At 53.1% G+C, this 12,288-nt stretch carries 14 protein-coding genes, 1 tRNA gene and 1 pseudogene; 11 read left to right on the forward strand and 5 right to left on the reverse strand.

The window, feature by feature from the left end:
- Nucleotides 1-98 precede the first annotated feature (98 nt).
- Nucleotides 99-425, reverse strand: coding sequence for a thioredoxin family protein (locus MA03_RS07840; protein WP_052884714.1), 327 nt, complete (start codon nucleotides 423-425; stop codon nucleotides 99-101).
- A 34-nt stretch (nucleotides 426-459) separates the two neighbouring features.
- Here MA03_RS07840 and fen point away from each other — a divergent pair, with 34 nt between their 5' ends.
- From fen to MA03_RS07860, 4 genes and pseudogenes are all read left to right on the forward strand, one after another.
- Nucleotides 460-1,479 carry a flap endonuclease-1 gene (gene fen / locus MA03_RS07845; protein ID WP_052884715.1) on the forward strand — a complete coding sequence of 340 codons (1,020 nt, stop codon included), beginning with the start codon at nucleotides 460-462 and terminating at the stop codon, nucleotides 1,477-1,479.
- Between the two features lie 205 nt (nucleotides 1,480-1,684).
- Nucleotides 1,685-3,262, forward strand: a pseudogene (locus tag MA03_RS07850) (ATP-dependent DNA ligase); the annotation flags it as partial.
- Nucleotides 3,263-3,302: 40 nt separating this feature from the next.
- Nucleotides 3,303-3,818, forward strand: coding sequence for a type 1 glutamine amidotransferase domain-containing protein (locus tag MA03_RS07855; protein ID WP_236944876.1), 516 nt, complete (start codon nucleotides 3,303-3,305; stop codon nucleotides 3,816-3,818).
- Nucleotides 3,819-3,821: 3 nt separating this feature from the next.
- The gene (locus MA03_RS07860; RefSeq protein ID WP_052884718.1) at nucleotides 3,822-4,808 is read left to right on the forward strand and encodes an MBL fold metallo-hydrolase; all 987 of its coding nucleotides are present in this window, start codon (nucleotides 3,822-3,824) and stop codon (nucleotides 4,806-4,808) included.
- A gap of 15 nt (nucleotides 4,809-4,823) precedes the next feature.
- On the opposite strand, the gene MA03_RS07865 is transcribed toward MA03_RS07860, so the two are convergent.
- Together MA03_RS07865 and MA03_RS07870 are read right to left on the reverse strand one after the other, a co-directional pair.
- On the reverse strand, nucleotides 4,824-5,342 hold the full coding sequence (locus MA03_RS07865) for a CDP-2,3-bis-(O-geranylgeranyl)-sn-glycerol synthase (RefSeq protein WP_191118555.1): 519 nt from the start codon (nucleotides 5,340-5,342) through the stop codon (nucleotides 4,824-4,826).
- Nucleotides 5,343-5,382: 40 nt separating this feature from the next.
- Nucleotides 5,383-5,667 carry a hypothetical protein gene (locus MA03_RS07870; RefSeq protein ID WP_191118556.1) on the reverse strand — a complete coding sequence of 95 codons (285 nt, stop codon included), beginning with the start codon at nucleotides 5,665-5,667 and terminating at the stop codon, nucleotides 5,383-5,385.
- Between the two features lie 156 nt (nucleotides 5,668-5,823).
- On the opposite strand from MA03_RS07870, the gene MA03_RS07875 reads away from it, so the two are divergent.
- From MA03_RS07875 to argF, 6 genes are all read left to right on the forward strand, one after another.
- Nucleotides 5,824-5,920, forward strand: a tRNA-Ala gene (locus MA03_RS07875).
- 12 nt (nucleotides 5,921-5,932) lie between these two features.
- A complete protein-coding gene (locus MA03_RS08865; RefSeq protein ID WP_191118557.1) occupies nucleotides 5,933-6,112 on the forward strand; it encodes a hypothetical protein in 180 nt (59 codons plus the stop codon).
- A gap of 298 nt (nucleotides 6,113-6,410) precedes the next feature.
- A complete protein-coding gene (gene rpl18a / locus MA03_RS07880; RefSeq protein ID WP_052884720.1) occupies nucleotides 6,411-6,665 on the forward strand; it encodes a 50S ribosomal protein L18Ae in 255 nt (84 codons plus the stop codon).
- 50 nt (nucleotides 6,666-6,715) lie between these two features.
- Nucleotides 6,716-7,111 carry a prefoldin subunit alpha gene (gene pfdA / locus MA03_RS07885; protein ID WP_052884721.1) on the forward strand — a complete coding sequence of 132 codons (396 nt, stop codon included), beginning with the start codon at nucleotides 6,716-6,718 and terminating at the stop codon, nucleotides 7,109-7,111.
- A gap of 5 nt (nucleotides 7,112-7,116) precedes the next feature.
- Entirely contained in the window at nucleotides 7,117-8,028 is a 912-nt protein-coding gene (ftsY, locus tag MA03_RS07890) for a signal recognition particle-docking protein FtsY (protein WP_052884722.1), read from the forward strand.
- Between the two features lie 50 nt (nucleotides 8,029-8,078).
- Complete coding sequence (gene argF / locus MA03_RS07895) at nucleotides 8,079-9,017, forward strand: ornithine carbamoyltransferase (protein WP_236944877.1); 939 nt, start codon at nucleotides 8,079-8,081, stop codon at nucleotides 9,015-9,017.
- 25 nt (nucleotides 9,018-9,042) lie between these two features.
- Here argF and MA03_RS07900 read toward each other — a convergent pair whose 3' ends face one another.
- Complete coding sequence (locus MA03_RS07900) at nucleotides 9,043-9,708, reverse strand: hypothetical protein (RefSeq protein WP_052884724.1); 666 nt, start codon at nucleotides 9,706-9,708, stop codon at nucleotides 9,043-9,045.
- A 20-nt stretch (nucleotides 9,709-9,728) separates the two neighbouring features.
- Between MA03_RS07900 and MA03_RS07905 the strand changes: the two genes are divergently transcribed.
- A complete protein-coding gene (locus MA03_RS07905; RefSeq protein WP_191118558.1) occupies nucleotides 9,729-10,109 on the forward strand; it encodes a hypothetical protein in 381 nt (126 codons plus the stop codon).
- A gap of 54 nt (nucleotides 10,110-10,163) precedes the next feature.
- On the opposite strand, the gene MA03_RS07910 is transcribed toward MA03_RS07905, so the two are convergent.
- On the reverse strand, nucleotides 10,164-11,696 hold the full coding sequence (locus MA03_RS07910) for an RNA-guided endonuclease InsQ/TnpB family protein (RefSeq protein ID WP_052884726.1): 1,533 nt from the start codon (nucleotides 11,694-11,696) through the stop codon (nucleotides 10,164-10,166).
- Nucleotides 11,697-12,288: the final 592 nt, after the last annotated feature.

The raw sequence follows: 12,288 nt of genomic DNA on the forward strand, positions 1-12,288 counted from the left end.
GAAGCGGAGAAGACATACCAGGGACATTGAAAGTAAAACGAGCCGATAGCGGGCCCGAACCGGGTTTCAACCCATAGGGTAAATAATATATTTGAATACTAGTGGAGAGATTTCAGCGTCTTTGCTAGTTCTACGGAGAAGTTTCTCGGCACGCCCGAGAACCGTTTAACCTCTTCACCCCTGTGTATCACGATCACCGTGGGTAAGCCGTAGACGTCGAATCTCTCGGCCGCCTCTTTCTCTAGGTCAACGTTTATCCTCAGGAAAACGACTTTTTCGCGGTCCTTAAAGTGCTTAGCAACTTGTTCAAGCATTTCCTCGATAGCCCTACAAGGGATACACCAGTCAGCGTAGAAGTCTAGCACCACTGCCTTCCCGCTTCTTATATGCTCCTCCACCTCTCTGAGTGAGGCGTTTTCAATCATTCAAAAATTATAACCCTTAAGTCTTTAAAACGTTGTGGGAACTTACCTCACGCCGATAATCACACGTACACGCATAGGCCTAAGGGGTCTAGCTGGAAAAGTCCTTGCAGTCGACGCCCTCAACTCTATATATCAGTTCCTAGCCCTCATAAGAGGCCCCAGAGGCGAACCTCTAAGGAGAAGTGACGGGAAAATAACCTCCCACCTCGTCGGCCTAGCATTCCGCTATTCAAGGCTGGCAATCGACTACTCGTGCCGCTTCATCTTCGTCTTCGACGGGCCTCCCCATCCACTCAAAAGACGTGAACTCGAAAAAAGGAGGGAGATGAGAAAGAAAGCAGAAGAAGAGTTCTACAGGCTTATCTCCTTAGGAGAGTACGAGAAGGCATTCTCGAAAGCAGTCGTAGCAGTGACTGTTGACGATTGGATAATTGAGAGCTCTAAAAGGCTCATAGCCCTGATGGGGTGGCCTGTCATAGAGGCCCCGCATGATGCCGAGGCTCAGGCAGCACACATAGTGTCCCGCGGAGACGCCTGGGCTGTAGCTACCTTGGACTGGGACGCGCTGCTCTACAACGCTCCGAGGCTAGTACGCTATGTCACTATAACAGGGACAGAGTGGCTTCCAAGCAAGCAGCGGGCTAGACGGCTTGAACCAGAGCTTGTAGAGATGAGTGTTGTCCTGGAAAAGCTAGGGATCAGTAGGCGCCAACTTGTAGAGGTCGCAATCCTTGTGGGCACGGACTATAACGAGGGAGTAAGGGGAGTTGGCCCTAAAAAAGCCTTGAAGCTTATCAGGACGTATGGGAGCATTGAGAGACTCCCCGAGAGCATTAAGAAATCCATACCCGGCTATGAGGACGTCTTAAACATCTTCATGAAACCGATAGTCTACGAGACTTACAGGCTAGAGTTCAGGGAGCCTGACTATGAAGGACTAGAGCATTTCCTAGTGGATGAGAATGAGTTCTCTGAAGATCGTGTTAAGACACTGCTTGAGCGGCTGAGACGTGCCTGGGGGAAACAATTACAGGCCCACCTAGACATGTTCTAGTAACAACACAATTTCTCTTCATGCTTTCCTAGCGGCTCCCACCAGGACGAGTCAAGGGTAACGTTAGGGCATAAGCTTACAAGGCACGGCTTCTGCCTGTAATAGAAAGGTCTCCCCAGTCTAGTTTCGATGCAACGTTGATTGCAAATTTAACCACCCACTTAATCTTTTAGTAAAGGGGGGTGTCACGGTAAGCTTTAGCGAGCTCGTGAAAGTGGCTAAGGAGGTTGAGAACACAAGCAGCCGGTTAAACAAGGTGAAGATTCTCTCATCGTTTCTCAGCAAGCTAACCCCGGAGGATGCCAAGATCGCAGTCTTACTCCTGACTGGTAGGATTTTCCCGGAGGGGGACGAGCGTGAGCTCGGGATAGGATTCTCAACGATCTCCAGCGTAGTCAAACAACTAGAGACTACAAGGATTACGCATCTGATCCAGGCTTCGCCTACGCTCAAGGACGTGTACTCAACGCTTGATAAAATCTCACGCGTCACAGGTGAAGGCGCGCGAAACAGGAAGATGAACCTACTACGCGGGCTCTTCTCGCAACTCAGCCGTGAAGAGTTAGAGTACCTGTTAAGGATAATCTTCGGCGAGGTTCGGATAGGGGCTAACGTGGGAGTGGTTCTTGAGTCTCTCGCGAGGATTCGAGACTATAGCCCAGAGGAGATAAGGCGGGCCTACATGCTAGTGGGCGACATAAGCGAGCTCGCTCAGATGGTCGTCGAAGGAGTCAACGTTAGGGAAGTGTCCCTTAAGCTCTTCAGGCCCGTCAAGCCCATGCTCGCGGACATGGCTTATAGCGCACTGGAGATCCTGAAGGAGCACTCGGGCTATACTTCCGCCGAATACAAATACGACGGCATGAGGGTTCAGGTTCACGTCAAAAACGGCAAAGTAGAGGTATACTCGCGTCGTATGAACAGGATCACAGACTATCTGCCCGAGGTAGTCGACACGGTGAAAGGATACTTCAAGGCGGACTCTGCGGTGCTAGACGGGGAGGCTGTAGGTATAGTTAACGGGAGGCCTCTACCTTTCCAAGACATCGCCAGGCGATTTAGGAGGAAGAGCGAGTTGAGGAGCTTCCTAAAGACGATACCGCTTCACGTGTACTTCTTCGACCTGCTCTACATAGACGGCAGAGTGCTCATAGACGAGCCTTACACGAATAGAAGAAGGATTCTAGAGGAAAAACTGGAAGGTGAGCTTCTAGCCAGGCAGACATATGCTAGGACCCCCGAAGAACTCGAGAAACTCTTCAAGGAAGCCCTGAACGAAGGCCACGAAGGCGTCATCTGCAAGCACCCCCAGTCTGCTTACGAGCCTGGGAACAGGGGTAGGAAGTGGCTGAAGCTGAAGAAGACTGACACCATCGACTGCGTAATCGTGGCTGCAGAGTGGGGTCACGGGAGGCGTAGTGGATGGCTGAGCGATTACTATCTCGCTGTCCGCGACGAGAGAACAGGTGGGTTCGCAATTGTTGGGAAGACCTTCAAGGGCTTAACAGACGCAGAGTTCGAGGAAATAACAAAGAAGCTGCTTGCGATAAAGGTCAGAGAGGAGGGATGGGTTGTCCACGTTAGGCCCGAGATAGTTGTCGAGGTGGACTACGCAGAGATACAGAGGAGTCCGCGCTACGCCTCAGGCCTGGCCCTCCGCTTCGCACGCATAAAACGCTTGCGCCCGGATAAGTCTCCAGACGATGTTACGACTCTGCAGGAGCTCTGGAGAAGGTACGAGGAGCAGCAAAGAGTTAAGGGTATAGGCAATCTTGGCCTTTAGAGACGATAGGGATAAAAATTGCTGAGCGGTCTTAGAGTTGATGAAGGTTGCGGTTCTTATAGAAGATTTATTTGACGAGCGCGAGCTCATTTATCCCTTATACAGGCTTCAGGAGCTAGGCTTCCAGGTGGACGTTGTCGGCCCCGAGGTCAAAGAGTACAAGGGGAAGAGCGGGCTAGTCTTAAAGGCGACAAAGGACGTAAGGTCAGCGTTACAGGAGGAATATCTCGTAGTTTGGATTCCAGGAGGCTATGCTCCTGACAGGTTGAGGAGAAGCAAGGAGATAATCCAGTTTGTTAGAAAGACAGCTGAAAGGGGCGTTGTCGCCGCGGTTTGTCATGCTCCCTGGCTTCTCGTGTCAGCAGGCCTAGCAAAAGGAAGAAGGCTTACAGGGTTTTTCTCGATACATGATGATCTGAGGAACGCGGGGGCGATTCTAGTAGACGCATCGTTCGTGAGGGACGGGAACATTGTCACGGGTACAGGTCCCGAAGCAATGCCCGGAATGTTCAAGCTTATCCTTGAGGCGCTCCGCGAAAAGGGGATAAATATCTAAAAGTTGATCAAATTCCTCGAGAACAAAGTGGCGGTGATGCTGAGAGTCTCAAGCGTGGCGATAACACCTATAGCAGACGAGAGCCTCGGCGTCAGGTCGATGAGCCTCTTCGTCGAGACACCTGACACCCGTATACTCTTCGATGCCGGTGTGAGCCTTGGGCCTCACAGGTACGGCCTGCCCCCACACCCGGAGGAGTTTCGAGCCCTGAACTTGCATCGAGAACGAGTCGCTGAGTTCGCGGAGAAGGCTGAGATTGTCACAATTTCACATTATCACCGGGATCATTTCACGCCGCCGTATGCCTCGCTATACGAGTGTACTGAAAGGGATACATTCTTTGAAGTGTATAGCGGTAAAACAATTCTAGCCAAGTCACAGGAGAGCAACATAAATCACAGCCAGAAGCTGAGGGCAAGAGCCCTCGTCAAAGCACTAGAAGAGTCAAAGGCCGGGGCAAGGCTCGTGTACCTGGATAATAACAGCTTCAAAGCAGGTGACACATTAATATCTGGTTTTCTAGCTATGCACGGCGACGAGCGGCTAGGGTGGGTGCTCTGCTTTAAGCTCTACGTCGCCGGGGAGCCGATTCTCGCGTTTATGCCTGATGTTCAAGGCCCTGTCTCTGACGAGGCACTTCAGGTCCTTCTAGGCGAGGGGTTCAGGGTAGCGGTTATCGGCGGCCCCCCAACGTACTTGACGCGGGAGTCCGGGGATAATAGGGTGAAGAAGGGGCTCGAGAACCTTTCTAAGGCTTTAAGGGTCAACCGTGTGAACGTGCTTTCACATCACATCCTCAGGGATCCGGATTGGAGGGGGGTTCTAGAAGAGTATGCTCCAGGCGCTGAGGTCAAGCTTTACAGCGAGATAGCGGGCTTCGAGTTTACTCCTCTTGAAGCATATAGAAACCTTTTGTACGAGACAGACCCCCCTCCCGCCTCCTACCTAGAATCTCTCAGGAGGAAAACCCTGAAGTGCTCGGACTTATAGTCCCCGGCTTGTGATTCACCAGGGATTGGATTTAAGGCCTAAGAGATATGCCAGAGTGTTCGTGGCGAGATGTAGGAGTGGCGTCATTATCACGACTATTAGGAAGTACTCCAGGCGTACTGGGGCAAACAACTGGTATAGTATTGTAGCTCCCAGCACAAAGTCCAGCTGATCCAGTAGCGGTGCAGGGTCTCCAGGCTTCAATCCAAGTCTCCTCTTTACGAATGCACCTGCGAGATCCCCGGCTAGAGCGCCAAAGGAGAGGATCAACGCCAATGGGAAGCTGTGCAGCCCCCAAAGTTGCAACCCGGCTCCTACAAGTGAGCCTGCCGACAGTCCGCCTATAAAGCCCTCGAGTGTTTTATTGTCGCCGAGAACCCTTTTCCCGTCGATAAAGTTTAACCCCAGATCAAGGGGGTGTGTTTTTCCCCCGAGTTTTCGTAGAAAATACACTGTGGGCACGGGAGCAGCGTTGGCGACGTAGGCTGGGAGTATCCAGAGAATTGCGCCTATAACGGTATCCTGAACTGACACACAAAGGTAACAATGGGTAAAAAATATCTTTTTTGATCATCTAGCGGGCGAGTTTCTCTAGAAACTCCATGATGTTTTTTACTCCACTCAGGATAGAATTCTCGGTGACTAGTAGAGGCACCTCGGTGGTGCCGTACTCCATAAGCAGCCAACCTCTAAGACCGTTCTTAGAGACGTCCACAATCCTTATTTTTCCTGATATATCTCCCAACCTTGACAAAAGTGTCCGGGACTCCTCCCCGCCATCTACAAACAATACCCCCAGAGTTGGATCCTTCATCACCATCCTACTAGCCCCCTCAAGCTTTATCCAATCATTTTCCAAGCATTCACCCTACTAGTTGAATACAGCTGTATAGAGACTCAAAAATCCTTGCCAAATACCCTGAAAGTTTCGGCATGTGAAACAAGAACGCTGAAAGTGTAAGGAGAAATCAAACCATAGAAATTTTTTAAACAGGGACATTCATTTGTTATTTGAGGGCCGGTCGTCTAGCGGGAGGATGTCGCCTTCGCAAGGGCTAATGTAGGGGCTCCGAGTACGGCGGAGGTCCCGGGTTCGAATCCCGGCCGGTCCACTCTCTATATTTTTGGGGGTTCTAGCATGTCTTCTATGCTTCCTATTCCTCGAGAAGGCCTTCGATCCTGCTTTGGAGTTCTTCCAGCTCCCTGAGCATTGCATCGATGCCGTTAAGTGCCTTCCTTTGGCCTGGGACGATGCTCGCGTAAGCCCTGAGGGTGGCGATGCGCGTGCAAGAACTTCGGCCTAGAGATAAACGCGGGCATCAATGCATGCTTGGACATTGACCACAAGACAGGATGCAACGCCTCAGCGCCGGCTAAAAACGAAGCCTTTGTACCGACGCATCAAGGAGTCATATCACTTGCCGAGAAAAAAAAGCAGGATACGAGCACCAGGATCCAGAGAATAACCCCCTGGAATGGTAACCCGGAAGCCGCCCCACGCGGTCGGCGGTGGTCCGCTCTTACCTATTGTTATTACTTCCACGTCTTTCCAGCAAAAGGTTTTTCTATCCATTATGCCAAGCCATGGGTAGGCGGTAAACAATGGCCGTACGCACTTTCGAGGTTACAGGGGAGATGAAGCTTCGGCTTGGCGAGCGTCGCAAGTTCCGAATATATCTCAGGGGGTTGGGAGAAAAAGACGTATTGGAGAAACTCTACAGCCTGTTGGGGAGTCGCCACAAGGTTACCCGTAACCACGTCAAGATCACGGGTATAAGGGAAGTAAGCCCTGACGACGTCGAAGACGTCTATGTGAAGGCGCTAGCGGCTACGGATAGGGTTGTCTTGTACGCCTAAGTTTTGATCTGCCAAAGAATATTTATTCTAGGCTTTTGTTCAAGCCCTTGATGTCGTCACAGCAGTCGAGGGAGAGAATAGCCCAAGAATACACCGTGCTGAGCCAGTTGGCCGAGGAGCTACAAAAAGAGATCACACTGGCGCAAAACCTGTTGCAGGAGGTCGACGCTACTGTAATAACTCTAAAGAACATAAGCTCCCTGGGAGAGTCAAAAGAGATACTTATACCCATCTCGTCGGGAGTCTACGCGAAGGCTTTGATCAATAGACAGGAAAAGTTCCTTGTTGCCATCGGCTCCAACATCCTCGTTGAGAAGGATTTAAACGAGACGCTGCAGTTTCTTGAGCAGAGGAGGGGCGAGCTGCAAAAAATCATCGAGAGAAGAGTAGACGAGCTAAACAATGTCCTTGGAAGGCTACAGCAGCTACAGGCTTCACTAAGGTAGAATTGATGTCCGCTAGAAAGCTCTCCAAGATTTTTAGAGAGTTCGTTGACACGCTGGCCTTCAAAGAGCTCACGCCTGAGAGGTTTGACGAGGCAGCTTCAAAGCTTTTCATAGAGCTGGTGCAGAGCGATGTAGCGGTAGAGGTGGCTGAGGGGATAATAGGGGATCTTAGGAGTAAGGTCGTGGGTCAGAGGATTCAAAGGGGGAGGAGCGTAAAAGAGTTTCTAGAATCCGAGCTTCGTGCAACTCTTCAAGAGGTTTTTGAGAGGGCAGGCTGGATAGACCTTGAGAAGTTAGCCATGGAGCAGGCCAGGCAAAAAGGAGTTTTCAAGGTCATCTTTTTAGGCCCAAACGGCCACGGGAAGACAACCACTATTGGAAAGCTCTCCTATCGATTCTCGAAGAAGGGGCTAAGGGTATTGATAGCCGCAGCCGATACTTTCAGAGCCGGTGCGATAGAGCAGGTTTCACAGATAGCTAGCCTCGCCGGTGCCGGCGTCTTCAGCATGGGGTATGGTGCCGACCCGGCAGCCGTCGCGTATGAGGCTGTTGAGAGGGCTAGAAGGGGAGGTTACAACGTGGTCATGATAGATACCGCTGGGAGGATGCATACAAAGAAAAACCTAATGGATGAGATGAAGAAGATCATAAGGGTGGTGGAGCCAGATTTCAAAATATTCGTTGGGGACGCGTTGACAGGTAATGACGCGGTTGAGATGGCCCGCTCTTTCCACTCGGAGGTGGGAATAGATGGAAGCATAGTATCGAAGTTTGACGCGGACGTGAAGGGTGGAGTTGTTGTCTCGCTAGTCTATGTGACTGGGAGGCCTGTGCTGTACGTGGGTACAGGGCAGCGTCTCGAAGACCTAGAGCCTTTCGATTACAAGAGCTTTATAGACTCAGTTCTATCCTTCTAGCACCCGCTTTTAGACAGTTAAAAATTTATTATTGTAGAGGAAGATTAAATGTGCACAAACGCGACTTTCTTACGCTTAGGGACTATACCCCTGAGGAGATAAGGCTTCTCATAGATGACGCAATACTCTTGAAGAGGCTAAGACAGCACGGGAAGACAGTTCTGCCATACCTTACAGGCCTTAACATCGCTATGATTTTCGAGAAACCGTCTACGAGAACAAGAGCCTCGTTCACGGTGGCTATCGAGGAGCTAGGCGCGTTCCCAATCTCCTATTCTGCCCAGGAGCTACAGCTATCCAGGGGGGAGCCTGTTAAGGATCTAGGTAGGGTGCTGTCACGCTACCACCACGCTCTCGCGGCTAGAGTTTTCCGGCACTCTGACCTCGTTGAGCTAGCCAAATTCTCGAGCGTGCCGGTTATTAATCTTTTAAGCGACCAGTACCATCCTCTGCAAGCCCTAGCGGACTACATGACGATCATGGAGAAGAAGGGCAGAATTGAAGGTGTAAAGATAGCCTTTGTAGGCGACGGCCGCGACAACGTTTTCAACTCGCTTGCGATAGCAGGCGTTAAGCTCGGGGCTAAGGTCAGGGTAGCCGCTCCGAGGCAGTACGGGCCTGACCCGGGGGTGCTTGGGGAAGAGATTTACAGGAGGATTGAGGTATACGAGGATCCCTTCGAGGCGGTAAGGGATGTCGACGTGATTTATACGGATGTTTTCGTGAGCATGGGCCAAGAGAAGGAGCGTGAGGAGAGAATTAAAACATTTTTGCCGAGGTATCAAGTTAATGCGGAGCTCTTAAAGAGGGTTGGCAGGGACGACTACATAGTCATGCATTGTCTCCCGGCACACAGGGGGGAGGAGATAACAGACGATGTGATAGAGAGTCCTCAAAGCGTTGTGTTTGATGAGGCAGAGAACAGGCTCCACACCTCGAAGGCTGTTCTGCTCTACCTGCTTAATCCGCACTGGAGGCAGAGAATTTGAAGTTCCGTGACCTATTTTCTCAAAATTATTCATCCTCGTTTCCTCCCGCTGCTCCGAGGCGACCCTGGAACTCGCCCTCTACGTTGACTCTTGCTCCACCTCTTCTTTTAACATAGGCTTCCACGTAAAAGTTTCCGAAAGCCTGTAGAGCTACTCTACCGGCGAGAGCTTGGAGAAGATCGCAGTCCCTAATAGTAGCGGCGCGAAGACTGGTACCCCTATACACCTGGCCAACCTCGCTATTGGTAGTCGTGTACAGGGGGTAGGCTGTACGGGCTTCAGCCTCCAGTGCTAGTCCTGTTAGATTTGCTTTAAGGAGCTCTTCAAGGAAGTAGCATGCCAGGTCGTCTGCCGTGAAGGGGAGCACGTACAAGCTGTCACTTGGATATTGGCCAAGGTTTGAGACAACGTTGAGTTTTACGTCTGTGTAGTTTTTAGGCTTCAACCGTATTAGTCTAGTGGAAGCTATAATCGGGGATCGTGACACTCTTTCCTCTATCTCGCGCGGGATCGATTCACCGATATGTAGGTGGTGGATCCTCACGTTGTACTCCTTCTCTATGTCGAGAAGAAGGTCTAGCAATAGGAGTGACTGGAGATTCTCCAGTGTCACGGCGACGAGTACGTCATCTGTCCTGGGGCTGAAAGCCCTCAAGGATCGCGTAAACCTTTTCTTCATCACGGTGTTCATGTTATACTTAGCTGGTGCTCTTGGTTAAAAAAACAGTCATCGAGGTTGATGGCTGCAGTGGAGTAGACATTACGGAGACCTTGAGCAGTCTGAAGGACTTTACCCAGAGCATTCAAATCGAGACACCCCAAGGTCTCTCCAGGGTTGAGGTACGCGTGAAGAGGATTGAGAGGAGTGGCGAGTGTTGGTATTTGAGAATCGGGTTAAGGAAGCGTGAAGGGTGGCTTTGGGGCGAGGATTTCTCAATATGCGTTGAAGAGGCTGGGCCCCTCTTCAGGATTAACATTGAGAGAATAAAGGGGGTTGGACGTGTGCACGCTGACGTCTTCGGGTTGTGGATTGTCGAGTTGCTGAAGAAAAAATGTGCTGCGGTCTCCCCAGTAATAGTGTCACGTCTCTAGCTTTCTACCCGCTCTGCGCCACTAGGGCGGGCTCCCGGTTACCCTTCTTAGGGGTTATTGTTTCCGGCTGGTACTTTTTTCTCCTCGTTTAGCGGCCACTACGCCTTGGTGGGTCGGGGTGTAGGTCTCGATTCTCGTCGGTGTCGGCGGGGTGTATCCCGCCTTGTGGGCGATGTTCAAGCATGCGTTTATGTCCGCGTGTATCTCGAGGCCGCACCGGGGGCACTTGTAGAGGCCGCGGTGGACGCGGGCCTCCTTGTCCTCGTAGCCACAGTGAGAGCACGTGATCGATGTCTTGCTCTCGTCGACGACGAAGACTTTCATCCCGTGCTCGCTGGCGACCTCGGCGAGCCATGTGATGATTTTCCTGTAGCCCCAGACGTTGCTGTTCCACTTGTTGCCCTTTTCGTGGATTATGTCGTATGGGAGGCCGACGTAGATTGTGTCCACGCCCTCCTCCCAGAGGAGGCGGACGAGGTGCTTGACGGTGTTGCGTTTCAGGTTCTGCATCCGCCTAGTTCTCTTCTCCACAGCTCTGGCGTAAAACAGGTGCCAGCGATGCCAGGGCAAACCGTGGTTCTTGCACTTATCGCGGAGGCTCTGAAACGTCTTCGCCTCCCTGCTCCAGTACTCGTATTCTGCTTTAATGGGCCCTCCCCGATATAGGAGGGCCCTCCCTGTGGTAGTCACTGCCGCAATGACGTTGTTGACCCCGAGGTCGATGAAGGCCTTCTCCCCACCCCGGGGTTGTTGCAACTGGATCCTGTCACGCTCACCGTTGATGTACATGTAGCTATACTTCCTTTCCCGTGGCGCCGGCACGCCCACGTTTACTGGTATGTAGGCGTACCAGCGCCCGTTGACCTCTTTGACAACGAGAGTTCCCTGCTTGCCGCGCCAGCGCAGTTTCCCGCGGTACGCTAAGGATATCCACTTCCCGGCAACAGAGACTATGAGTTTGCCCCTCCGCCCCCCCTCGTTGACAACTCTGTAACCTCTCCCTTCGACGAATAGCACTTTTTCCCGTTTTCCGAGCAAGCGATCCTTCTTGTACCCGGGCGGCCTAGGCTTCATCCACCCGGGCAGCTTGCCCTCCTTTTTCGCCTTGAGTAGTCCAAAAAACCTCTGCCAGTCTTGTTGGAGTTGTTCCTTGACACCGTCCGCGATGTAGCTCCCTAGACGGGGCCTGCCGCAGAGCCCCCTGCTGTAGGCCCTGTAGAACACCCTGATTATTCTGCTCACTTTCTCGTCTGTGTAGTTTCTAGTAAAGAATAGCTTTCTGAGGATGAAGTTCACCTCGTTGTACATCTTAGCCGTAGCGTCAGCGAGGGCCTCGAGTTCCCGCTCCACCTCGGGGTTCAATTTGAGGCGCAGGACGACGGCCCGGACACCCCCCGTTTCGACGGGGGCACACATCTCATCAGTTACCGGGCCACTTTCCTCGCCCCCGCTTGGCCCCGGAGGAGCGGGAGCCCTCACCGGCCTGTTGTCGCGCTTCTTTCTCCTTGAAGCCCTGGACTTCGCCCCACCCCCACCCCTCGCTCGGGGCGGGGCCTTTGCAGGCTTCTCCGCTTTTTCAGCTGCCATCCCCTCACCCCTTTCGGGGGCCCGGGTTCCTCGGCGTGGAGCCGCCGACCATGGCCGGCGTCCACGCGTCACAGCGTAGCCCGGGCTCCTGTTGCCCGGGGCCCCAGTGAAGGGGCGCAGGCCTGTAGGCCCGGGCCCCTGAGGGGTGGGGTTGTTACCCGGGAGCCATGCCCCAGCGCGCAGCCCCCCTGTATCACTGCCCCGTCATGCCTGGACGCCCCCTGCGTCTCGGCGCCCACGCGGCCCACCCGGGAGCCGCCCCCAGTGACTACCCCCTCTTTACCCCCCGCCTCCACCCATTCCAAACTCCGCGTGGGCTTAGCCGCGCCTTGGGGGCTTCAGGGGCTGTGGCCGGAGCCCTGGGGGCGGGCTGCCGGCCCGCTCTTGGGGCGTTCCTCTAGGCGGACACCCCCATGATGGCCGGGGGCACCCCGGTGAGGGGTAGCGGGCGCGTGCCCCTCGCCCCGCCCCGCGACCGCCAGACCCCCTCAAAAACACAAGCCTTTCCCGGCGCCCCCGTTTCGCCTCGGGCTACTCCGTGGGCGCCCCTCGGGCCAGGCGGCCCACGGGGCCGGCGAGGCCCTCACAGGAC

Origin of the sequence: Thermofilum uzonense (assembly GCF_000993805.1) — an archaeon.
Taxonomy (GTDB): domain Archaea; phylum Thermoproteota; class Thermoprotei; order Thermofilales; family Thermofilaceae; genus Thermofilum; species Thermofilum uzonense.

Coding starts and splice junctions, on each gene's coding strand:
- MA03_RS07840 (WP_052884714.1), bottom strand. CDS start 425: ATGATTGAAAACGCCTCACTCAGAGAGGTGGAGGAGCATATAAGAAGC.
- MA03_RS07855 (WP_236944876.1), top strand. CDS start 3,303: ATGAAGGTTGCGGTTCTTATAGAAGATTTATTTGACGAGCGCGAGCTC.
- rpl18a (WP_052884720.1), top strand. CDS start 6,411: ATGGCCGTACGCACTTTCGAGGTTACAGGGGAGATGAAGCTTCGGCTT.
- pfdA (WP_052884721.1), top strand. CDS start 6,716: ATGTCGTCACAGCAGTCGAGGGAGAGAATAGCCCAAGAATACACCGTG.
- ftsY (WP_052884722.1), top strand. CDS start 7,117: ATGTCCGCTAGAAAGCTCTCCAAGATTTTTAGAGAGTTCGTTGACACG.
- MA03_RS07900 (WP_052884724.1), bottom strand. CDS start 9,708: ATGAACACCGTGATGAAGAAAAGGTTTACGCGATCCTTGAGGGCTTTC.
- MA03_RS07910 (WP_052884726.1), bottom strand. CDS start 11,696: ATGGCAGCTGAAAAAGCGGAGAAGCCTGCAAAGGCCCCGCCCCGAGCG.